This is a genomic window from Rugamonas brunnea, assembly GCF_014042345.1.
Taxonomy (GTDB): domain Bacteria; phylum Pseudomonadota; class Gammaproteobacteria; order Burkholderiales; family Burkholderiaceae_D; genus Rugamonas; species Rugamonas brunnea.
In genome coordinates this window covers 60,682-82,403 of the sequence record NZ_JACEZT010000010.1, presented here as the reverse complement: position 1 = coordinate 82,403, position 21,722 = coordinate 60,682, and the positions used below count along the sequence as shown (strand labels likewise).

Here is a 21,722-nt window from a genome sequence, read left to right as displayed (position 1 = left end):
TCAGATGACAGAGAAGATAGGCAAGTACCGCATCGACGGCAAGCTCGGGAGCGGCGCCATGGGCGTCGTGTACCGGGCTTACGATGACAACATCGCGCGCGTGGTGGCGCTCAAGACCATCCGCACCGAACTGCTCGACGGCCATTCGGGCGCCGAGCTGGTGGCCCGCTTCCGCAACGAGGCGCAGGCCTCGGGCCGGCTGGTGCATCCGAACATCGTGGCCGTCTACGATTACGGCGAGGCCGATGGCGTCACCTACATCGCCATGGAGTACGTCGATGGCCGCCCGCTCAACGACTTCCTCACGCCCGATGTGCCGATGGACCTGAGCGCGAGCGTGGCCTGCATGTCGCAGCTGCTGGCCGCGCTCGACTACGCGCACGCGCGCGGCGTGGTCCACCGCGACATCAAGCCGGCCAATCTGCTCATCACGCCCACCGCCCAGGTCAAGATCACCGATTTTGGCGTGGCCAAGATCGAATCGTCCACGCTGACCCAGGTGGGCGATGTGATTGGCACGCCCAGCTACATGTCGCCCGAGCAGTTCCGCGGCGAGCGCGTCGATGGCCGCTCCGACATCTTCGGCGCCGGCATCCTGCTGTACCAGATGCTGACCGGCGCGCGGCCCTTCACCGGCGCCGCCTCGGTCGTCATGCACCAAATCCTCAACACCATGCCGGCGCCGCCCAGCGAACGGCACCCCGGCCTGCATCCCGCGTTCGACGCGGTGCTGGCGCGGGCACTGGCCAAGCGGGTCGAGGACCGCTTCCAGACGGCGCGCGCCTTCCTCGCCGCGCTGACGGACGCGCAATTGCAGCAATCGGGCGGCGTGCCGCCGGGCGAGGAGGACAACGAGCGCACCGTGCTGGCCTTCAGCCGCCCGGCGCCGCGCCCAACGCCGCCGCCGCACACGGGCACCGGGGGCCATCACCACAGCGCGGCCGGGGGCAGCGGGGCCGGTGGGGTCAATGCTGGCGCCAGCATGGGGCATACGGCATCGCTGTCGGCGTCCGCGCCGCAATGGCTGGTGGAGGTGGCGCCGGAGCTGCAACTGGCGCTGTCGCTGCAGATCGGGCCGATGGCCAAGCTGCTGCTCAAGAAGGAGGCGCAGGACGCGGCCGACCTCGATGTCCTGTGCCGCCGGCTGCTGGCCCACATCACGACCGAGCCGGGACGCGACGCTTTCCTGGCCACCGTGCAAACCATCAAGCGCAAGATGGGGCTGGGCACGGCCGGCACCACTTCGCTGGCCCGCAGCGGCGTGACCCAGCCGCCGTCGCAATTGAGCCAGGTGGCCAGCGGCGGCACGGCGCTGCAACTGAGCGCGGAGGTGATGGAGCACGCCCAGCAGAAGCTGTTGCCCTATGTGGGGCCGATCGCCAAGGTGCTGGTCAAGCGCTTCGCCAAGGTCACGGGGGACCCGGTGGAATTCCACCGGCTGCTGGCCGAACAACTGCCCAATGAACAGGAGCGCGCCAAATTCCTCAGGGAGGTGGGGGCGTGAGCGCGGCCTCGCCGTGGGCATGGTCAACGGCATTGTCAACGGCTTCGTCGACGGCGTCATGGCAGACGACGGCCAGCTTGTTGCCGTCCGGGTCGCGGAAATAGGCGCCGTAGTAGTGCGGATGGTAGTGCGGCCGCAGGCCCGGCGCGCCTTCGCACACGCCGCCATGCGCGAGGGCGCTGGCGTGCGCGCGCCGGACCGCCTCGCGCGACGGCGCCAGGAGGGCCACCATCTGGCCGTTGCCGCTGGTGGCCTGTTCGCCGTTGAATGGCGCGCCGATCAGGAACAGCGGGCGCGCCTGGCCAGGCTGCATCCAACCCGCCCACGGCCGCGCCGCATCGGCAAATTTCAGTTGCAGGCCGAGCGCCTCCATGACGGCGCCATAGAAGTGCAGGGCGCGCGGGAAATCCGTGACGCCGAGGTAGGTATGCGAGATCACGCCAGGCTCCGTCCCGGTTGCGTGTTCAGATATCGCGGCCGTTGTAGTGCTGGACGGGGATGGTGTCCAGGTCTATCCCTTCCAGGCAGCGGATGTTGATGGCGGCCACCTCGTTGCCTTGCGGGTCCACGCCTTCGCCGTACGGGTGGATGCCGCACACGGGGCAGAAGCGGTGCTTGATCACGTGCTTGTTGAAGGTGTAGGTGCTGGCCGCTTCGTCGGGCGTGCGCAGGTGCAGTTCCGCCTTGGGCACGAACCACAGCAGCGAACCTTTGCGCTGGCAGATCGAGCAGTTGCAGGCCAGCGCCCCCTTGATCTCACCTTCGACGTCGAATGCCACCCTGCCGCAATGGCAGCTGCCTTGATATTTCATCGCTTCGCTCCGAGAAGTTGTTGTATCGCTAATTCTTGCATAATTTTTCACGGTCCGCCAGCACCGGCGCGCGCGGCAAAAAACTACTGCCAGTAGGGTCTTTCACTTCCCGGCGCGCAATTGGCATCTGTTTGATTCACATCAAGAAATTTCCGCTAACACATCGTTACTATAAGCGCTTTGATCTTAGGCAAAGAAGGCGAGCATCATGCGTGACGATGGCGCGAAAGTGAAAAGTATTATTGCCAACGCGTCGCTGTACCGAATGCTGACGCCGCAGCAGGTCGAGCGGGTCGCCCAGCACACGAACGTGGTGCGGGCGGTGGCCAACACGGCCGTGGTCCAGCAGGGCGACGCGCCGCTGGGCACGTATTGGGTGGTGTATGGCCAGGTCCATATCGGCATCCACAGCAAGCAGGGCGTGGTGCGCAACCTGGCCATCCTGGGCGGCAGCACCTGCTTTGGCCTGGGCGAGATGGTGATGGGGCAAGCGCACCAGACCTGCGTCAAGACCACGGCCGACACCATGCTGCTGCATACGGACCGTGAAGTCATCTTTGCCATCGCGGACGAGAATCCCGCCTTCGCGCGCGAGGTGATGACCTGTCTGGGCCGCCAGTTCTGCAGCCTGGTGCGCGACATCGGCAGCACCGCGCTCAGCGCGCACCAGCGCGTGGCCGACTACCTGATGCGGCAAGTGGAGGAGCGCGTGCCCAACGCGGAGATCGCATTGGTGGCCAACAAGGGCGCCATCGCCGCCCGTCTGAGCCTGACGCCGGAGACGCTGTCGCGCGTGTTCCGCGACCTGACCCTGGATGGCCTGATCGAAGTCAACAAGCGCCGCATCACGGTGCGCGACTGGGGCCGCATCGAGGCGATGCTGGCCTGAGCTTTCAGTCGTTGTGGCGGCGGTGGTCGGCGCTCAGCCCGTCCATCGCGCGCACCAGTTCATCGTAGCGGGGCCGCAGCAGCTTGTCGAACATGGGGAACAGGATGCCTTCCTCCTTCAGGTTGTGCTGTTCGGTGGTGAGGCGGAAGGTGTCGGCGTGGTCGGAAAATTCGATCACGTCGCGGCGCTTGATGGCCATGCTCATGCGGTACATGATCTCGCACAGCAGCTGGTGCTCGGCGTGCAGCGCCTGGGTGGGCGCGGCCGTGTTGGCCAGCAGTTCCTCGAAAGCGGGGTAGATCACCCGTTCCTCCATTTCCACGTGGCGCCGCATCGCTTCCGCGAAGGCGAGGAAGGAGACGGCTGCCTGCTCCCAGTCATGGGCCGCGACGAGGGCGACGGCATCCGCGTACAGCCCGTCGCAACGGTCGTGATCGTGCGCGAGGTAGTTGCTGACCTTGTGCATGTGTGCATTTCTCCTGTCGTCGGTACAAGGAAAATTATCCACCTTCTTGATTCGCCCTGACCTTGACTTGTGATAAAGAAATTATAAATGGATGTGCATAGGATGCGACGTGACGCGTGCCCGGTCAGATGCCGAGCTGGCGCGCCGCCAGTTCCTTCATGATCTCCTCGGCGCCGCCGCCTATCATGCACACCTTCACTTCGCGGTAGATGCGCTCGCTCGCCATGCCGCGCATGAAGCCCATGCCGCCCAGGGTCTGCACGGCCTGGTCGGCGCAGAACTGCATGGTCTGCGTGGCGTGGTTCTTCAGCATGCACACATCGGCCACCCAGTCCGGGCCCGTTTGCTGGCGGTCGGCCCGCTCGGCCACGGCGTGCAGCCAGGCGCGCGTGGACTCGATGCGCATCTTCATGTCCACCAGCTTGTGGCGCACCACCTGATGCTGGATCAGCGTGGTGCCGAAGGTGGTGCGCTCGCGGGCCCAGGCCAGCGCCTCGTCGTAGCAGCATTCGGCCATGCCCAGCGCCATGGCGGCCAGCGCCATGCGCTCGCCGTTGAAGTTGGCCATGATGATCTTGAGCCCTTTGCCTTCTTCGCCGATCAGGTTGGCGGCCGGCACGCGCACGCCGTCAAAGCGCAGGTGGGCCGTGTCCGAGCACAGCCAGCCCATTTTCTTCAGGCGCGCGCGCGACAGGCCGGGCGCATCGCCCGGCACGGCCAGCAGCGAGAGGGAACCCGCACCCGCGCCCGCGCCGCCATCTTCGACGCCCGTGCGCACGGCCACTGTGATCCAGTCGGCCCGCATGCCGGAGGTGATGAACACCTTCTCGCCGTCGATCACATAGCTGTCGCCGTCGCGCCGGGCCGTCGTGCGCAGCGCGGCCACGTCCGAACCGCCGCCCGGTTCCGTGATGGCCAGCGCGGCGATCTTGCGGCCGGCCAGCACGTCGGGAATCACGCGCTGGCGCAGTTCGGTGCTGCCGTGGTGCAGGATGGGCGGCAGGCCGATGCTGTGGCTGAAGGCGCCGGCCATCACGCCGCCGCTGCCCGTGTGGCGCGCCAGCGTGGCCGACAGCGCGATGCGCAGCGCCCACGGGGCCGGCGTGCCGCCCAGTTCCTCGGGATAGCCCATGCCCAGCCAGCCAAGTTCGGCCAGCTTGCCGTACAGGGCGCGCGGGAACTCGCCGGCTTCCTCCCAATCTTCCAGGTAGGGCCGCACTTCGCTGGCGGCGAAGCGGCGCGCGGCGTCTTCGATCGCGGCGATGTCGGCGGGGGTAAAGCCATGCATGGTGCTTCCTTGTGCTGTTGTTGACAATTTGCCATGCTAACGGAAGATGGTGGTCAGGTCTAGACATGATGTCCAATACTGTGGCGTAATGGGCGCATGGCCACGCGCGGGCACGATGCGCGGGGCCGGGGCGCTACAATGGCGCCTGTCCTGGCCGCCCCATGGCGGGCGGCCTGCCTGCAATCGAAGAAAGAACAACCTGATGCGATCCGTCACCCTCCGTCCGCGCAACGATGGCGCCGACAAGCCTTCCGCCACCATCGCCAGCGTGATCAGCGCCTGCGAGCGCCTGCTGAACAAGGGCGAAAGCTTCACCACGCTGTCGATCGAACAACTGGCCAAGGAAGCCGGCATCGCGCGCGCCACCTTCTATCTGCACTTTCGCAACAAGGGCGAGATCGTGCGCCACCTGATGGCCCAGGTGGGGCGCGAGGTGCGCCACGCGGCCAAGGCCAAGCTGGCCAACCTGGACCAGTTCGGCCGCGCCGAGTTCCTGTCGTTCATGGAGGATGCGGTCGACATCCAGTACCGCCACCGCGCGGCCATGCGGGCCACGGTGGAACTGTCGGCCTACGATCCGGGCGTGGCCGAGATCTACCGCAGCTTCGTGGACGAGGTGGTGCACGACTTCCGCCGCATCATCGTCAAGCTGGAAGCGGCCGGCGGCGCCCATCCTGACGTGCGGCCCGAGGTGGCCGACATCCTGAGCTGGGCCACGGAGCGCAGCTGCGCCCAGATGCTGCGCGACGAGGACACGCCGGAACGCCGCCAGCAACTGGCCGAGCTGCTCACGCACGTGGTGTGGAGCGCGATCGCCCGGCCCGCGTGGGAGCCGGGCGGCAAGGCCGTGATCAGGTCTTGAGCTTGATCAGCAGGTTCAAGAGCTTCATGGCGCGCCCCGTGTAGGGCGGCTGGAACAGCATCTGGATCGCCGACACCGGCCCCTGGTAGAACACGGGCCGCAGCTTGGAGAAGGTGTTGAAGCCTTCGCGCGAGTGGTAGTGGCCCATGCCGCTGGGGCCCACGCCGCCGAACGGCAGGTCGTGCTGGGCCACGTGCAGCAGCGCCTCGTTGACCGACACGCCGCCCGACATCACGTGCGTGATGTAGAACTGCGCCAGCGCCTTGTCGTTGGTGTACGGGTAGATGGCCAGCGGCCGGTCGCGGCGGTTGATGTAATCGGCCACCTCGCGCGCGTCGCGGTAGGTGCGCACCGGCAGGATGGGGCCGAAGATCTCGCGCTGCGACAGCAGCATCTCCGGGGTGGGATTGAGCACGATGTGCGGCGCGAACTTGCGCAGCGCGGGATTGGGCTGCTGGTCGCCGGCCAGGTTCACCAGGCGGGCGCCCTTGGCGCGCGCGTCCTCCAGCGTGTGTGTCAGGCGCTCATAGGAGCGCTGGTCGATGATGGAGGTGAAGTCGGGGCCGTTGATGTCCGGATAGCGCTCGGCGAACAGGCGCTTGCAGTGGCCGACGAATTCGTCCACCGCCGCCTCGGGGATGAAGACGTAGTCGATGGTGGTGCAGATCTGGCCCGCGTTGAACAGCTTGACCCACAGGATGCGCTCGGCCGCCGTCTTGACCGAGTAGTCCGGTCCCACGATGGCGGGCGATTTGCCGCCCAGTTCCAGCGTGACGGGCGTAAGGTTGCGGGCCGCGTTGGCCATCACGGCGCGGCCGGTGGCGCCCGAACCGGTGAACAGCAGGTGGTCGAACGGAATCGACGAGAAGGCCGGGCCGAGGCCGTTGCCGTCCTCGAAGAACTTGAGCTTATCTTCGGCGAAGTAGTTGGGGCTGATGCGCATCAGCAGTTCGGCCAGGTGCTGCGAGTTCTCCGACATCTTGACCATGGCGCGGTTGCCAGCCGCGAAAATCGAGGCCAGCGGGCAGAAGGTCAGGTTGAGCGGGAAGTTCCACGGCACGATCACGCCGACCACGCCCAGCGGCTGCGGGATCACGCGGTTGGTGGCCAGCGGGTGCACCATCATGTCGATCTTGCGGCGCTGGGGACGCATCCAGCTTTTCAGGTCCTTGATGGAATCCTTGATCGTTTCGAGGACGACGAAAAATTCCGCGAACAGGGTTTCGAATTCGGAGCGGTTGCCGTAGTCGCGGTTGATGGCGGCGATCAGGTCTTCGCGGTTTTCCTTGAGCATGCGTGCCAGTTGCTGCAGGTCGCGCTTGCGCTCGGCGTAGGTCGGCTCGGGGTGGGCCAGGTAGGCCGCGCGCTGGCGCTCGAAGCAGGACTGGAAATGGGCCGGGATCTGGACCTGGTCCAGGTGGGAGGTAGGTGCGTTCATTGTGATTATCCTTCCTGGGTCAGGGTTCAGGCGTGGGTGCGCAGTTCGCGGCGCAGGATCTTGCCGACGGCAGACTTGGGCAGCGCGTCGACGAAGGCGATCTGGCGGGGCACCTTGTAGGCGGTCAGTTCCTTGCGGCAGAACTCGGCCAGTTCGGCTTCCGTCAGTTGGGCTTGTGGCGTGCGCACCACGTACAGCTTCACGGCCTCGCCGGTTTTCTCGTCCGGCACGCCCACGCACGCGCATTCCTGCAGGCCGGGGCAGGAAGACGCCACGGCTTCGATCTCGTTGGGGAACACATTAAAGCCCGACACGATGATCATATCCTTTTTGCGGTCCACGATCTTCAGGAAACCTCGCGCGTCGAACTGGCCCACGTCGCCGGTGCGGAAATAGCCGTCGGCCGTGAAGGCGGCGGCGTTCGCTTCCGGCTGCTGCCAGTAGCCGCGCATCACCTGCGGTCCCTTGACGCACACTTCGCCGGGCGCGCCGGGCGCCGCCTCGTTGCCATCCTCGTCCAGCAGCTTGATGAGCGTGTCGGGCAGCGGCAGGCCGGTCGTGCCGGTGAACGCGGTAATGTCGCCCGGGGTGAAGGTGACGATGGGGCTGGTCTCGGACAAGCCATAGCCTTCGCGGATGAAGCGGCCCGTGATGGCCATCCAGCGCGCCGACGTCGCCTCGATCACGGCCGCGCCGCCGCCGGCCGCCAGCCGCAGGCGCGAGAAGTCGACTTCGCCGATGCGCGGATGCGCCACCAGCCCGGCGTACAGGGTGTTCACGCCGGTGAAGGCGGTGGGACGGGCAGCCTTCAGCACGTCGATGAAGCCGTCCATGTCGCGCGGGTTGGGCACCAGCCAGTTGTGGGCGCCCACCGTGAAGAAGCTGAGGAAGTTCACCGTCAGCGCGAAGATGTGGTACAGCGGCAGCGCCGTGACGATGGTTTCCTCGCCCGCGATCACGCAGTCGGCCACGATGGCCTTGAACTGCAGGATGTTGGCGACCACGTTGCGGTGCGACAGGGCCGCGCCCTTGGACAGGCCGGTGGTGCCGCCCGTGTACTGCAGGAACAGCAGGTCGTCGCCCGTCAGCGCGACCGGTTCGAACGGCAGGCTGGCGCCGGCCTGCAGCGCGTCGGCGAGTGTGACGGCGGAGGTCAGACGCGTATCGACGGGTGGGCTGGGTAGCCTGGCGGCCGTGCCGTCGCCGGGCGTGGCGATGATGACGGTCTTGAGTTTGGTGTGCGGCATGACTTCGGCCACCGTGGCCGAAATGCCGCTATAGGCGATGATGGTTTCCACGCCCGCGTCGTTCAACTGGTGTTCCAGCTCGCGCGGCGTGTACATGGGGTTGACGTTGACCTGCACGGCGCCGGCCCGGGCGATGCCGAGGAAGGCGATGGCGAAGGCCAGCAGGTTGGGGGACATGACGGCGATGCGGTCGCCTTTCTTCACGCCCAGCGTGCGCTGCAGGTAGGCGGCGAAATTGCGCGACTGCTGCTCGACGTCGGCGAAGCTCAGGGTCTGGCCCAGGCAGGTGAACGCGGGCTGGCCCGCATAGCGCGCCATTGCTTCCTCCAGCATGGCGGTGACGGACGGGTAGGAATCGGGATCAATGTGGTCGGGCAGGGCGGTGCGGTCTTGCATGGTGTGCTATCCGTTTGTTGTGGTTATGGGGCACGTGTCTCCGTGAGTGAATGATTGTGCGGTACAAGGGGGCGGCGCACCAGTGTTGAACGCGCCAAAAATTTGTCTTAAAATGCCACAATGACGACTTCACCCACCCCGCCAGCCATCCCGCCCGCCGCCCCGCCGGCGTCCAACGTGGCACCATCGGTACCATCGGCGCGGTCGGCGCAGTCGGCCCATGCCGCGCCCGCCGGGCAGCCGGCTGGCAGCGTGCTGCCGTCAGCATGGTTCGAGCCGTGCATCCACTCGGCTTATGTGCAGATCCTCGCCAAGTTCCTGCAGGCGCGCGGACTGGCCTTGCCCTGGCCGCAGCCCAGCCAGAGCAGGCTGCTGCCGTTCCTCGATGTGCTGCCGCTGCTCGACGCCGTGCAGGCGGCCTCGCAGCCGGACTTCGGCATCGAGTTGGGCATGGCCATCCCGGCCGCCGCGCACGGCCTGAAAGGCATGGCGGCCATGTCCAGCCCCACCTTGTGGGTGGCGATGGAGACCTTCGTGCGCTATGCCCGCATCCGCGACCACCTGTTCCAGTACCGTTGCCAGCGCGCGGGCGGCTACGCCACGTTGGAACTGCATCCGCGCGTGCCGCTGCACCAGTACACGCGCTTCCTGCAAGGGGCGACCGTGCATGCGACGTTCAATATCTTCCGCGCCATCGCGGACGAAGCGGCGCTGCGCCAGGCCATCGTGGTGCTGCCGTGGGAGGCGGGCGCCACGCCGGGCAGCCTGCCCATCACGCCCTGGCAGGTCGAATCCGGCGGCAAGGTACCGGCCATCCGCTTCCCGCTCGCCATCGCGGATGAACCTTCCCAGACGGCCGATGCCGACCTGCACGCGCGCATGTGCAAGGCCGGCGACGAGGAGTTGACCCGGCTGGCGGGCAGCATCGGCGCGCGCGTGCGCCACCTGATGCACCAGGGCCAGCCTGCCTGGCCCACGCTGGCCGACATCGCTGACCGGCTGGCGCTGTCGCCGCGCACGCTGGTGCGCCGGCTGGAATCGGAAGACCTCAGCTACCAGCAACTGCTGGACGAGGTGCGCAACGAACTGGCGTGCTGGTACTTGCGCCAGTCGGCGCTGCCGATGAGCGATATCGCCGAGCGCACCGGTTTCAGCGACCAGGCCAACTTCACCCGCGCGTTCGGGCGCTGGCAGGGGCAAACCCCGCGCGAATACCGGCGCCGTTTCCAGGTGGACGGCCAGCCCGCCTGATCAACTTTTTCTGTTTTCCTGTTGCAATGCAGGTCTCTCCGCCGGCGCCCGCCGGCGTTGTTTTATGCGCTCGTTTTGTATACAAAATCTGTTGACAATGAATCCACCTGAGCGCAATATCGTCGACAACAGGCTTGCCCACACCCCGGCAATGGCCTGACAACGACGATCGCCACCCGATCCCGTCCTACGCGGCCCGCGCCGCGGCGTCCCACCCGCAGTACCGCAGTATCAGCTTGACCACTACATAAAAAATCGATGGAGACAGACTTATGAGTAACTTGCTGTACCAGGTCGAGGATCGACCGCCCGTCCTGACGACATTCCTGCTGGCCGCTCAGCACATGCTGGCTGCGCTGGGCGGCATCATCGCAGTACCGCTGGTAGTGGGGGCCGCCCTCAAACTGCCGGCTGACCAGATCATCACCCTTGTTAACGCGGCCTTGCTCGGTTCCGGCATCGTCACCCTGATCCAGTGCAAGGGCGTGGGCCCGGTCGGCATCCGTCTGCCCTGCGTGATGGGCACCAGTTTCGCCTTTGTGGGCGCGGCCATCAGCGTGGGCCTGGAACACGGCGTGCCGGGAATCCTCGGTTCCTCGCTGGTCGGCTCCGTCGTCATGATCGTCGGAAGTTGCTTCATGCCACAGATCCGCAAGCTGTTCCCCCATGCTGTCACGGGCGTGGTGGTGACCATGATCGGGCTGTCGCTGGTGCCAGTGGCGGTGGACTGGGCCGCTGGCGGCTTCGCGCCGGGCGCCGTATATGGCGCGCCGCGCAACCTGGGCATCGCCGTGTTCGTGCTGGCCACCGTCATCATGCTGGTGCAGTTTGGTAAAGGCATCTTCTCGGCCGCCGCCGTGGTGATCGGCATGTTCGTCGGCTACCTGCTGTGCGTCTCGCTGGGCATGATCGACTTCACCCGCGTAAGCAACGCCCAGGTGTTCGCGCTGCCGCAGCCGCTGCATTACGGCATGACGTTCCCGGTGGCCGGCATCGTGGCCATGGGCGTGGCGTTCCTGGTGACGATGGTGGAAACCACGGGCACCTTCATGGCGCTGGGCGCGGCCACCAACACCAAGATGCGCGGCAAGACGCTGGCGCGCGGCATCCTGTGCGATGGCGTGGGCTCGGCGTTCGCGGCGCTGTTATCCAGCCCGCCCGTCTCCACCTTCGCCCAGAACGTGGGCGTGATCTCGCTGACGGGCGTGGCCAGCCGCCATGTGGTGGCGCTGACCGGCGTGATGCTGCTGCTGGCCGGCCTGTTCCCGGTGCTGGGCGCCATCGTCGTCACGATTCCCCAGCCGGTGCTGGGCGGCGCGGGCCTGATGATGTTCGCCATGATCATTTCGGCCGGCGTGCAGTTGCTGAGCAAGGTGGAGAACACCAAGCGCAATGGCATCATCATGGCGGTGTCCATCGGCTGCGGCCTGGCCGTGACGGTGCGGCACGAGCTGCTGTCGCAACTGCCGGCCTTCGTCAAGGAGATCTTTGGCCATGGCATCACCGTTGGTGCGCTGGTGGCTGTGACGCTGAACCTGGTGCTGCCCGAGCGCCCCGTCGAACCCGATGACGACGAAGAGGAGGAGGGGGTTCCGCAAGCTTTTTTGGCACAGGAACGCGAAGCAGCGTAAACTAGCCATCCGCAGTATTTCCAGGACCGGCCAGCGATGGCCGGTTTTGGCCTTTCACATTGTTTCCGCAGTGCGCGTGCGCTGTTTCCGCAGTGTTTTTTTCATTCTTCTTATTCCGACAATAAAATGACTAAGACTCTCTTGATCAAGAACGCCCGCGTTGTGGTGACCATGGATGATGAACGGCGCGAGATCGCCGGCGGCGGTGTCTATATCCGCGACAATGTGATCATGCAGGTCGGCCCCACGGCCGATTTGCCGCAAGACGCCGACGAGGTGATCGACGCCGCCAACCACGTGGTGATGCCCGGCCTGATCAACACTCACCACCACATGTACCAGAGCCTCACGCGCGTGATCCCGGCCGCGCAGAACGGCGAGTTGTTCAACTGGCTGACCAATCTGTACCCGATCTGGGCCAACCTGACGGCCGACATGGTGCAGGTGTCCACCCTGACGGCCATGTCGGAACTGATCCTGTCCGGCTGCACCACCAGCAGCGACCACCTGTACATCTACCCAAACGATTGCCGGCTCGACGACAGCATCGAAGCGGCGCGCAAGATCGGCATGCGTTTCCACGCGGCGCGCGGTTCGATGAGCGTGGGCCAGTCCAAGGGCGGCCTGCCGCCGGACCGCGTCGTGGAAGAGGAGGGCGCGATCCTCAAGGATACCCAGCGCTTGATCGAGACTTACCACGACGCGGGCCGCTATGCGATGGAGCGTATCGTGGTGGCGCCATGCTCGCCGTTCTCCGTGTCGCGCGACCTGATGAAGGAAGCGGCTTCCATGGCGCGCAGCTATGGCGTGTCCCTGCATACCCATCTGGCGGAGAACGTCAACGACATCGCCTACAGCCGCGAGAAGTTCAACATGACGCCGGCCGAATATGCCGAGGACTGCGGCTGGGTCGGACACGACGTCTGGCACGCCCACTGCGTGCAGCTCGATGATGACGGCATTTATATGTTTAGCCGCACCGGCACCGGTATCGCGCACTGCCCGTGCTCGAACATGCGGCTCGCTTCCGGCATCGCGCCGATCCGCAAGATGCTGGACCAGGGCGTGCCGGTGGGCCTGGGTGTGGACGGCTGCGCCTCCAACGATTCCGGCCACATGCTGGGCGAAGTGCGGCAGGCCATGCTGCTGCAGCGGGTGGGCTACGGGCCGGACGCGATGACGGCGCGCCAGGCGCTGGAAGTGGCCACGCTGGGTGGCGCCAAGGTGCTCAACCGCGACGACATCGGCGCGCTCAAGCCGGGCATGGCGGCCGATATCGTCATGTTCAAGCTGGACCAGATCGGCTTCGCGGGCGCTTTGCACGATCCGGTGGCGGCGCTGGTGTTCTGCACCCCGTCCAACGTCTCGTACAGCATCATCAATGGCAAGGTGGTGGTGCGCGACGGCGTGCTGGCCACGGTCGACCTGCCGGTGGTCATCGAGCGCCACAACGCGCTGGCGCGCGAGCTGGCGCTGGCCACCAGCGCCTGATCATAGCCAGCCTGGGGTCTGACCCTTGGGTTTGACCTCGGTTTTCGAAATGTGTTACGTCCCGATAGAACGAAAGGTGCTACATCAGCAGCGCCGTCACCAGGTCGCGCCGGCTTTCGGCTGCGCTGCCGTCGAACCTCAGGGCCGCTTCCACGTGGCTCAGGTGATGCAGCATCAAGGTGGCGGCCCGTTCAGCGTCGCCGGCCTTGGCCGCTTCCAGGAAGGTGGTGTGTTCGTCCGATGAGCAGACCGCGTCCCGGTCGGACTGGTACAGCATGGTGATCAGCGTGCTGCGGGCCACCAGTTCGCGCAGGATCTCCTTCAGCACGTCGTTGCCCACCACCTCGGCCAGCAGCACGTGGAAGTCGCCCAGCAGCTGCGAGCGCTGCTTGGAATTCTGGTCGCCGGCCAGCGCCTTGCGCTCCGCCTTCAGGTGCTGTTCCAGCTTGCGGTAGTCGGCCGCCTTGGCCTTGGCGACGAACTCGCGCGCCAGCGCGCCTTCGATGAGGCGGCGCGCGGCGAAGATGTCGCGCGATTCCTGCTCGCTGGGCTGGCTGACGAACGCGCCTTTGTCGGGCACGATCTGGATCAGCTTATCCTTGGACAGGCTCAGAAGCGCGGCGCGGATCTTGGTGCGGCTGACGGAATACAGCCGGCACAGCGCTTCCTCGCGCAGCTTGGTCCCCGGCGGCAGCTTGCGCGCCGCGATGGCTTCCGCGATATGGTTGGCGATGTCGCCGGAACTGGCGGCGCCGCTCTGGATGTCGTCCGTGGCCGCAGGTGTCGCCGTTGCCGCTGGTGCTGCCGGTGCTGCCGGTGCCGCTGGTGTGTTGGTCATACGTGCGCTCAGCGGGCGGTCAGTGGACGCGCTGGGCGGTGGGTTTTTCCTGCTGCACGAGGATGAAGGGGCTGACCACCACGGCCCACAGTTCCGCGTCCGCCTCCAGCCAGCTCTGGGCCTGCTGGTCCGACACCTTGGCCACCAGGCCCGCGTTCATCCACTGGCTGATGTTGGCTTTGTCGTCGTGCGAGATGCGCACGGCCACGTCCACCAGGTCCAGCGAATTGGCCACCCACACCACGTTCCCGGCGGCGAAATGCTTGAGCAGTTCGGTCCACGGCAGGCGGGCGGTTTCGCGGTTCACTTTGAGGCGCAGGTCGGTGTCGTTTTCTGGTTTGGTTTGCATACGATGTTCGGTAAAAAGTGCGGCTTGATGCCTTCAATGGCAGCCATGTTAACCGATCGTCCGGTCATTGGCGATATCCGGGCAGCGAAGATTGTTGATTAGTCAATCATCTGTGCTGTCTGCGTTGTCTGCGGCCGGCGCCACGCGTTCGATGCGCGGTTCGGGCGTGCCGTGCCAGCTCAGGCGATACACGTCGCCTTTGCGCACATTGCCCACCAGCGCTGGCCGGAAGCAGGCCAGGTTGGTGCCTTGCGACCGGCGCGCGCTGGGATAGATCACGCCCATCGAGCCGCCGTCGAGCAGGCGTGCCGCCAGTTGCTGTGATTCGATGTAGCTGGCCGGGTCCAGGCAGCCTTCGTAGCGCGGTTGCGCGCGCAGGTCGTGGAAGGTGGAGGTGAAGTCGGCCAGCATGGTCTGGTAGTTCACGGCGTCGTCGAAGCGGTTGATCTCCATGTACTCCACGGTCTTGTGGAAGCTCACTTCAGCCAGCGCCGTTTCGATATCGAACGCGCAGTACCACGCGCCGCGCAAGCCATCGTTGAAGCGGCTGCCTTCCGGACGCGCGTAGGTGAAGGCGGCGTTGATGATGCGGAAGTTCGGCACGCCGAACACCAGTTCGTCCATGCTGATGCCCGGCGCGCCGCCGTGCTGCGCCACCAGCCGCGCGTTGGTGGCGTTATCGAGGTCGAACAGGTCGTGCAGGTGGTCGTCGCTCTCGGCCAGCGGCGCCAGCACCGAATCCTCCACGTCGGCGAAACGCGATGGCAGCAGGCGGCAGGTGTCGAACTGGCGCAGTGTGGTCAGGGGCGGGGTGAGGCGGGGGATCAGGCTGACCGGCACTTACAGCCCTCCGCGGCGGGCGTCGAGCAACTGGCGTGTGGTCTGCATGGCCAGCAAGCCGCCGCCCAGCATGTGGGCCAGCGGCGTGCGGCCGCCGAAAATCTGGTTGGTGTTGGGCAGGCTGACCCACTCGTCGGCCAGCTTGTCGCCGTACAGGATGTGCAGCGCCTTGTAGATGCCCAGCAGGTAGGAGATGCGCGTGATGCGGTCCACCTCCAGCACCCGTTCCGGATTCTTTTTCCATTCGTAGTAGGCGCTGGAGGACAGCCCGCCCAGCAGTTCGCGGGCGTCGTCGTCGCGCAGGTTCCAGGCGGCCACGAGCCGGAAGAAGCCCTTCAGGGCGGACTTGGAGAGGCGCTCGCGCTCGGCCTTGGCGTTCAGGTCGACCAGTACCGTGGGTTCGAAGCGGCTCTTGGGGTAGGCGTAGGTGGGATGCATATGTCCTCCGTTTATGGATTCGTTATACTCCACTTTCGGATGATTGGCAATGGTGCGCATGGTTTCCCTCCCTGAGCGCCCATGATGGGGCAACGCCGCAGGCGGGAGTTGATCTGGCGCAATATCTTGCTGCGGGGATTGTGTTGCTTTGGAGGTAATCCAGCCTTATGCCGGTTCCGCGTGCTCCACCAGCAACTGCACCTTGGTGACGCCGTTGTACTCGTTGGCGTCGAGCCGGAATGCGACGCGGGCCCGGTCGCCCAGTGCGTCCACATGGCCGAACCAGATCGCATCGTAGCGGGTGCCGTTCTTCTCCAGCAGCAGCTTGAGGTGGCGCTCCTTGAGGATGCGCTGGCTGACGACCCGGAATTCGTCGCAGAACACGGGCGGTGCGAAGCCCTGGCCCCACACCTGGCCGTCCATCAGGGCGATGAAATTGGTGGTGTAGCAGTCGTCCTCCAGCGGGCCGTCGGTCTCGATCACCCGTTCCAGTTGTTGTTCGGTGAGCCAGGCCCGGCCCACTTCCTCGAACGCGGCCGAGAAGGCGTCGAAGGCTTCGGCGCGGATGGTGAGGCCGGCCGCCATCGCGTGGCCGCCGAACTTGTCGATGAGGCTGGGCGCGCGCTTGGACACCAGGTCCAGCGCGTCGCGCAGGTGGAAGCCGGGGATGGAGCGGCCCGAGCCCTTGAGCCAGCCGTCCGCGCCGGGCGCGAAGGTGATGGTGGGGCGGTAGAACTTCTCCTTCAGGCGCGAGGCTACGATGCCGATCACGCCCTGGTGCCAGCTGTCGTCGAACACGCTGATGGTGCTGCTGTTGGCTGGCTCGAACTGGTCCAGGTGGAGCAGGGCCGTGTCCTGCATCTCGGCCTCGATTTCGCGCCGTTTGAGGTTGATCTCGTTGAGCTGCTGGGCCAGATCCCATGCGCGGCCCTCGTCGTCCGTGATCAGGCACTCAATGCCCAGGGACATATCCTCCAGCCGTCCGGCCGCGTTCAGGCGCGGGCCGAGCGCGAAGCCCAGGTCGAACGGATTGGCGCTGCGCGGATCGCGGCCGGCCACGCGGAACAGCGCCGCCACGCCCGCGTGCATGCGGCCCGCGCGCATGCGCTTGAGGCCTTGCGCCACCAGGATACGGTTGTTCGGGTCCAGCCGCACCACGTCGGCCACGGTGCCCAGCGCCACCAGGTCCAGCAGGCTGTCCAGCTTGGGCTGGGTCTGGGCGTCGAACACGCTGCGCCGGCGCAGTTCCGCGCGCAGGGCCAGCAGCACGTAGAACACCACGCCCACCCCGGCCAGGTGCTTGCTGGGGAAGCCGCAGGCCGGCTGGTTGGGATTGACGATCACGCGCGCGTCGGGCAGCGTGTCGGCCGGCAGGTGGTGGTCCGTCACCACCACCTCGATGCCGCGCCGGTTGGCCTCGGCCACGCCGTCGATGCTGGCGATGCCGTTGTCCACCGTGATGATGATGTCGGGCTGCTTCTCGCGCGCAGTCAGTTCCACGATTTCGGGAGTCAGGCCATAGCCGTATTCGAAGCGGTTGGGGACGATGAAGTCCACCACCGCACCCATGGCGCGCAGGCCGCGCAGGGCGGTGGCGCAGGCGGTGGCGCCGTCGCAATCGTAGTCGGCCACGATCACCATGCGCTTGCCGGCCGCGATGGCGTCGGCCAGGAACACGGCCGACGCGTCCACGTGCAGCAGACCCGAAGGCGGGATCATGGCCGCCAGTTCGCTCGACAGTTCGCGGATGTCGGTCAGGCCGCGCGCCGCGTACAAGCGCGCCAGCACGGGGTGGACGCCGCCCTGGCGCAGCATTTCGGACGTGCGGAAGGAGCAGGGGCGGGTGGCAATGCGGGTCATGTCGATAACTTGTTCAGGGTGGGCTTGCGCCAGAATTTGTGTTGCGCCAGTTTGCTGGTGGTGTAGCTGGCGCTGGTGTGGCGGTGGCTGAGCACCAGCGTGGCGCGGCTGATGCGGCCATCGCGCAGGGCGGCCAGCAGCGGCGCGAACCATTGCTGTTCCAGCGCGCGCATGTGGTCCAGCCAGGCGGCCCACTCGCCGGCGATGGCCGGTTCGATCAATTGGCCCAGCACGGCCATCGGATGCGATCCGCCCTTGGCCAGCAACGTGTCGAAGGTGGCGTCGCGCAGGGGCGCCGGGCTGATGGCGCGCAGCCAGGGCTGGCCCGCGACGACGGCGGGCGCCGACGACGGCTGGCCGCCCGATGCGCCGCCCCACAGCCAGAACGAATTGACTGGCGGCAGGCCGCGCGCCTGGCGGGCTTCGTTGACGGGGTGCTCGTACCACAGCATCTGGATTTCGTTCTGCAGCTTGCGGGCGGCGATGGCGTGTTCGCCTTCGGGCATCCAGTCGCTCAGGTTCATGCCGGTGACGCAGTCGGGCGAGGCGGTGCGCAAGCCTTGCCAGTCGTCGGCGCGCATGAACCAGGTGGTAGCGTCGCCATAGACCAGGGGCTTGCCCAGTTCCTCGAAATAGGGGCGGGCCGATTCGTACAGCGCGCGCGCCTCGGCCTCGTCCAGCCGCAACTGGCGCGGATCGGCCAGCGTCAGGTGGGTGCGCGCCATCTGTACATGGATAGGGTGGACGATGAACCAGTGGCCATCCGTTGGCGCGGCGCCAAAGCCGGCCAGCGCGGCGGCGGCCAGCGGGGCGCTTTGTTCGGCCAGCGACGCGCCTTGCGCGGCTGGCGCCGCTCCCGTCAAGCCCAGCGTGTGCGACAGCCACGTTTCGTAGGGCAGCGCGCGGGCGCCCGAGTCTATCGTCTCCCGGCGCTCGGACGCGGTACGCGACAGCAGGGCCGCAAGGGCGGGCAGCTCAAGGGCGCGGTGCAGGTCGGGGGCAAGTTCGGACGGGGGCAGGGCGAACGGCAAGGCGAGGGTAATCTGGGTCATGCGGCATTGTAATTTATCTGGCTGCCGCTGGGTAAGGCGCGAAGCGCCCTGCATCGTGCGATTTGCAAGTCATTGGTATTTATTCAATATCAAGGCCGCAAGCTTAAGAACGGGTTAAACGTGAGCTCCATAAGGGCCCGCAGCAGCCGGAACCGCCGGCGGACCGGGTCAAAACCGCCGCCAGCGCCCCATGACATGCTGTTTATATGGCAAACTGCGGGCTCGCGAACATTCCACCGTTTTGGGACCCCATGAGCATCATGCAGAAACTGCCGTTTGAATGGCTGGTCGGCCTGCGCTACACGCGCGCCGGCAAGCGCAGCGGCCGTAACAGTTTTATCTCCTTTATCTCGCTCATCTCCATGGCCGGCATCGGCCTGGGCGTGGCCGCGCTGATCGTCGTGCTGTCCGTAATGAACGGCTTCCAGAAGGAAGTTACGGACCGCATGCTGTCGGTGCTGGCCCACGTTGAGATTTTCGACGCGCGCGGCTCCATGCCCGACTGGCAGTTCGAAGCCGCCGAAGCGCGCAAGAACCCGGAAGTGATCGGCGCCGCCCCGTTCGTGGAAACGCAGGGCATGCTGATCCGCGACGATGAGCTGCGCCCGGCCGTGGTTCGCGGCGTGCTGCCGGAGCAGGAGCCGACCGTGTCGGATGTGTCGCGCCAGATCAAGCGTGGCAGCTTCGCGGCGCTGGAAGCGGGCGCCTACAACATCGTGCTGGGCATCGAGCTGGCGCGCGCGCTGCACGTGAACCTGGGCGAGAAGGTGACGCTGGCGCTGGCCCAGGGCCAGGCCACCCCGGCTGGCGTACTGCCGCGCCTGCGCTCGTTCACGGTGGTAGGCATCTTCGAGGCCGGCCACAATGAGTTCGACTCCGGCCTGGCCTTCGTCCACATCACGGACGCCGAAAAGCTGCTGCGCATGGACGCCCCGTCCGGCCTGCGGCTGCGCCTGTCCGACATGCACCGCGCGCCCGAAGTGGCGCTGGACCTCAAGCGCAGCATGCACCCGGACCTCATCATGCGCGACTGGTCCAAGCTGAACGCCAACTGGTTCGCTGCCGTACAGACGGAAAAGCGCATGATGTTCATCATCCTGACCTTGATCATCGCCGTGGCCGCATTCAACCTCGTCTCCACGCTGGTGATGACGGTGACGGACAAGCAGGCCGACATCGCCATCCTGCGCACGCTGGGCGCCTCGCCCCGTTCGATCATGAAGATCTTCATGATCCAGGGCGCGCTGGTGGGCATCCTGGGCACGGCCATCGGCGTGACCCTGGGCGTGACCGTGGCGCTCAACGTGGACGTGATCGTGCCGTTTATCGAACATTTATTGGGAGTGCAGTTCTTGTCGAAGGATATTTACTACATCAGCACCGTGCCGTCCGACCTGCGCTGGCCGGATGTGTACAAGATCGGCGGCGTGGCGGTACTGCTGGCGTTCGTGGCCACGCTCTATCCGAGCTGGTGGGCGGCCCGTGTGAAACCTGCGGAGGCGCTGCGCTATGAGTAATCACGACCTCCACAACGGCGCGCCCGTGCTGTCCTGCCGTGGTCTGGGCAAGACCTTCACGCAAGGCGCCTACTCGGTGCAGGTGCTGAACGGGATCGATATCGAGGTGCGGCGCGGCGAGCGCGTTGCCATCGTAGGCGCTTCCGGTTCCGGCAAATCGACGCTGCTGCACCTGCTGGGTGGGCTCGATACGCCCACGCGCGGCAGTGTGACCCTGCTGGGCAAGGACTTCGCCAGCCTGAGTGAAAAGGCGCGCGGCGACCTGCGCAACGCCTCGCTGGGCTTCGTCTACCAGTTCCACCACCTGTTGCCCGAGTTTTCCGCGCTCGACAATGTGGCCATGCCGCTGATGATACGGCGCACCAAGCGCAGCGAAGCGCTGGAGGCCGCGCAGCAGATCCTCGCCCGCGTCAACCTGGCCAAGCGTGTCACGCACGTGCCGGGCGAACTTTCCGGCGGCGAGCGCCAGCGCGTGGCCCTGGCGCGCGCTCTCGTCACCCAACCGGCCTGCGTGCTGGCCGACGAGCCGACCGGCAACCTCGATCACGCCACGGCCCAGCAGATTTTCGACCTGATGCTGGAACTGTCGCGCACCCTGGGCACGGCCTTCGTGATCGTCACGCACGATATCGAGCTGGCGCGGCGCTGCGACCGCATCCTGCGCCTGACGGACGAGGGCTTGAAGCCAGCCGAGGACTGATCATGTGGATCGACACCCACTGCCACCTGGACGCGCACGAATTCGGCGCCGAATCGGCCGCCGTCGCGGCGCGGGCGCGGGAGCAGGGGGTGGCTATGATCGTGATCCCGGCGGTGGAGCGGGACAATTTCAGCGTCGTGGCCAGCCTGGCGGCACAGGTGGACAACGCCTGCTATGCGCTGGGCATCCATCCCATCTATGTGCCGCAGGCCAGCGAGGATGACCTGCGCTGCCTGCGTGAGCAGGTCGCCGCCAGCATGGGCGACGGGCGCATGGTGGCCATCGGCGAAATCGGCCTGGACTTCTTCATCCCCATGCTGACCGAGCCGGCCATGCGGGAAAAGCAGGTGTTCTTCTTCCGCGAACAGCTCAAGATCGCCCGTGAATTCAAGCTGCCCGTGTTGATGCACGTGCGCCGCTCGCAGGACGTGGTGCTCAAGCACGCGCGCCAGATCCAGCCGGCCGGCGGCATCGCCCATGCGTTCAACGGCAGCATGCAGCAGGCACAGGGCTATATCGACCTCGGTTTCAAGCTGGGCTTCGGCGGCGCCATGACCTTCACCCGCGCCCTGCAAATACGGCGGCTGGCCGCCGAGTTGCCGCTATCGTCCATCGTGCTGGAGACGGACGCGCCGGACATTTCCCCCAGCTGGATACATCCGGGCCGCAACGCGCCCGAGCATTTGCCCCGCATCGGCGCCGTGCTGGCCGAATTGCGCGGCATCGGCGTCGAGGAAGTGGCTGCCGCCACCAGCGCCAATGCGCGCGCGGTCCTGCCGCGCATTCCACACTATTCCTGAGCCGCATCAACAGATCGCTGCGCCGGGCCGTCAATTTCTACGGCGCCTTGGCT

21 protein-coding genes are annotated in these 21,722 nt (G+C 66.2%); 9 read left to right on the top strand and 12 right to left on the bottom strand.

The window, feature by feature from the left end; translation table 11 throughout:
* Positions 1 to 4: 4 nt before the first annotated feature.
* Complete coding sequence (locus tag H3H37_RS15900; RefSeq protein WP_182164219.1) at positions 5 to 1,504, top strand: serine/threonine-protein kinase; 1,500 nt, start codon at positions 5 to 7, stop codon at positions 1,502 to 1,504.
* Here the strand turns inward: H3H37_RS15900 and H3H37_RS15895 are convergent.
* Both H3H37_RS15895 and H3H37_RS15890 read right to left on the bottom strand, forming a co-directional pair.
* Entirely contained in the window at positions 1,485 to 1,943 is a 459-nt protein-coding gene (locus H3H37_RS15895) for a VOC family protein (protein WP_182164217.1), read from the bottom strand. The two genes, H3H37_RS15900 and H3H37_RS15895, sit on opposite strands and share 20 nt — an antisense overlap.
* Before the next feature lie 25 nt (positions 1,944 to 1,968).
* Positions 1,969 to 2,316: a GFA family protein gene (locus H3H37_RS15890; RefSeq protein WP_182164215.1), complete on the bottom strand. Its 348-nt coding sequence runs from the start codon at positions 2,314 to 2,316 to the stop codon at positions 1,969 to 1,971.
* Positions 2,317 to 2,524: 208 nt separating this feature from the next.
* On the opposite strand from H3H37_RS15890, the gene H3H37_RS15885 reads away from it, so the two are divergent.
* Entirely contained in the window at positions 2,525 to 3,205 is a 681-nt protein-coding gene (locus H3H37_RS15885; protein ID WP_182164213.1) for a Crp/Fnr family transcriptional regulator, read from the top strand.
* A gap of 4 nt (positions 3,206 to 3,209) precedes the next feature.
* On the opposite strand, the gene H3H37_RS15880 is transcribed toward H3H37_RS15885, so the two are convergent.
* On the bottom strand, positions 3,210 to 3,671 hold the full coding sequence (locus tag H3H37_RS15880) for a hemerythrin domain-containing protein (RefSeq protein ID WP_182164211.1): 462 nt from the start codon (positions 3,669 to 3,671) through the stop codon (positions 3,210 to 3,212).
* Between the two features lie 124 nt (positions 3,672 to 3,795).
* The gene (locus H3H37_RS15875) at positions 3,796 to 4,959 is read right to left on the bottom strand and encodes an acyl-CoA dehydrogenase family protein (RefSeq protein ID WP_182164209.1); all 1,164 of its coding nucleotides are present in this window, start codon (positions 4,957 to 4,959) and stop codon (positions 3,796 to 3,798) included.
* Positions 4,960 to 5,161: 202 nt separating this feature from the next.
* Between H3H37_RS15875 and H3H37_RS15870 the strand changes: the two genes are divergently transcribed.
* On the top strand, positions 5,162 to 5,821 hold the full coding sequence (locus H3H37_RS15870; RefSeq protein WP_182164207.1) for a TetR/AcrR family transcriptional regulator: 660 nt from the start codon (positions 5,162 to 5,164) through the stop codon (positions 5,819 to 5,821).
* Here the strand turns inward: H3H37_RS15870 and H3H37_RS15865 are convergent.
* Positions 5,811 to 7,259: a coniferyl aldehyde dehydrogenase gene (locus H3H37_RS15865; RefSeq protein ID WP_182164205.1), complete on the bottom strand. Its 1,449-nt coding sequence runs from the start codon at positions 7,257 to 7,259 to the stop codon at positions 5,811 to 5,813. The two genes, H3H37_RS15870 and H3H37_RS15865, sit on opposite strands and share 11 nt — an antisense overlap.
* Before the next feature lie 26 nt (positions 7,260 to 7,285).
* On the bottom strand, positions 7,286 to 8,902 hold the full coding sequence (locus H3H37_RS15860; RefSeq protein WP_182164203.1) for an AMP-binding protein: 1,617 nt from the start codon (positions 8,900 to 8,902) through the stop codon (positions 7,286 to 7,288).
* A gap of 120 nt (positions 8,903 to 9,022) precedes the next feature.
* Here H3H37_RS15860 and H3H37_RS15855 point away from each other — a divergent pair, with 120 nt between their 5' ends.
* The 3 genes from H3H37_RS15855 to H3H37_RS15845 all read left to right on the top strand — a co-directional run bounded on the left by H3H37_RS15855 (position 9,023) and on the right by H3H37_RS15845 (position 13,275).
* Positions 9,023 to 10,153 (top strand): helix-turn-helix transcriptional regulator, encoded by a 1,131-nt coding sequence (locus tag H3H37_RS15855; RefSeq protein ID WP_182164201.1) that lies wholly within the window; start codon positions 9,023 to 9,025, stop codon positions 10,151 to 10,153.
* A gap of 272 nt (positions 10,154 to 10,425) precedes the next feature.
* On the top strand, positions 10,426 to 11,784 hold the full coding sequence (locus H3H37_RS15850) for a uracil-xanthine permease family protein (RefSeq protein WP_182164199.1): 1,359 nt from the start codon (positions 10,426 to 10,428) through the stop codon (positions 11,782 to 11,784).
* 126 nt (positions 11,785 to 11,910) lie between these two features.
* The gene (locus H3H37_RS15845) at positions 11,911 to 13,275 is read left to right on the top strand and encodes an 8-oxoguanine deaminase (RefSeq protein WP_182164197.1); all 1,365 of its coding nucleotides are present in this window, start codon (positions 11,911 to 11,913) and stop codon (positions 13,273 to 13,275) included.
* 79 nt (positions 13,276 to 13,354) lie between these two features.
* On the opposite strand, the gene H3H37_RS15840 is transcribed toward H3H37_RS15845, so the two are convergent.
* The 6 genes from H3H37_RS15840 to H3H37_RS15815 form a co-directional block, all read right to left on the bottom strand.
* Positions 13,355 to 14,113 (bottom strand): GntR family transcriptional regulator, encoded by a 759-nt coding sequence (locus tag H3H37_RS15840; protein ID WP_182164195.1) that lies wholly within the window; start codon positions 14,111 to 14,113, stop codon positions 13,355 to 13,357.
* Between the two features lie 19 nt (positions 14,114 to 14,132).
* Complete coding sequence (locus H3H37_RS15835) at positions 14,133 to 14,462, bottom strand: DUF2288 domain-containing protein (protein WP_182164193.1); 330 nt, start codon at positions 14,460 to 14,462, stop codon at positions 14,133 to 14,135.
* Positions 14,463 to 14,564: 102 nt separating this feature from the next.
* Positions 14,565 to 15,302: an RES family NAD+ phosphorylase gene (locus H3H37_RS15830; protein ID WP_182164191.1), complete on the bottom strand. Its 738-nt coding sequence runs from the start codon at positions 15,300 to 15,302 to the stop codon at positions 14,565 to 14,567.
* The gene (locus H3H37_RS15825; RefSeq protein WP_182164189.1) at positions 15,303 to 15,740 is read right to left on the bottom strand and encodes an antitoxin Xre-like helix-turn-helix domain-containing protein; all 438 of its coding nucleotides are present in this window, start codon (positions 15,738 to 15,740) and stop codon (positions 15,303 to 15,305) included.
* A 165-nt stretch (positions 15,741 to 15,905) separates the two neighbouring features.
* Positions 15,906 to 17,600, bottom strand: coding sequence for a single-stranded-DNA-specific exonuclease RecJ (gene recJ / locus H3H37_RS15820; protein ID WP_182164187.1), 1,695 nt, complete (start codon positions 17,598 to 17,600; stop codon positions 15,906 to 15,908).
* On the bottom strand, positions 17,597 to 18,652 hold the full coding sequence (locus tag H3H37_RS15815) for a hypothetical protein (protein WP_182164186.1): 1,056 nt from the start codon (positions 18,650 to 18,652) through the stop codon (positions 17,597 to 17,599). Before H3H37_RS15815 ends, recJ begins: the two co-directional genes overlap by 4 nt.
* 251 nt (positions 18,653 to 18,903) lie before the next feature.
* Here H3H37_RS15815 and H3H37_RS15810 point away from each other — a divergent pair, with 251 nt between their 5' ends.
* The 3 genes from H3H37_RS15810 to H3H37_RS15800 are packed head-to-tail and all read left to right on the top strand — an operon-like array spanning position 18,904 to position 21,669.
* Positions 18,904 to 20,169, top strand: coding sequence for a lipoprotein-releasing ABC transporter permease subunit (locus tag H3H37_RS15810; RefSeq protein ID WP_182164184.1), 1,266 nt, complete (start codon positions 18,904 to 18,906; stop codon positions 20,167 to 20,169).
* Positions 20,162 to 20,869: a lipoprotein-releasing ABC transporter ATP-binding protein LolD gene (lolD, locus tag H3H37_RS15805; RefSeq protein ID WP_182164182.1), complete on the top strand. Its 708-nt coding sequence runs from the start codon at positions 20,162 to 20,164 to the stop codon at positions 20,867 to 20,869. The genes H3H37_RS15810 and lolD overlap by 8 nt, the downstream gene beginning before the upstream one ends.
* Positions 20,870 to 20,871: 2 nt before the next feature.
* Positions 20,872 to 21,669, top strand: coding sequence for a TatD family hydrolase (locus tag H3H37_RS15800; RefSeq protein ID WP_182164180.1), 798 nt, complete (start codon positions 20,872 to 20,874; stop codon positions 21,667 to 21,669).
* The last annotated feature ends 53 nt before the right edge of the window (positions 21,670 to 21,722 follow it).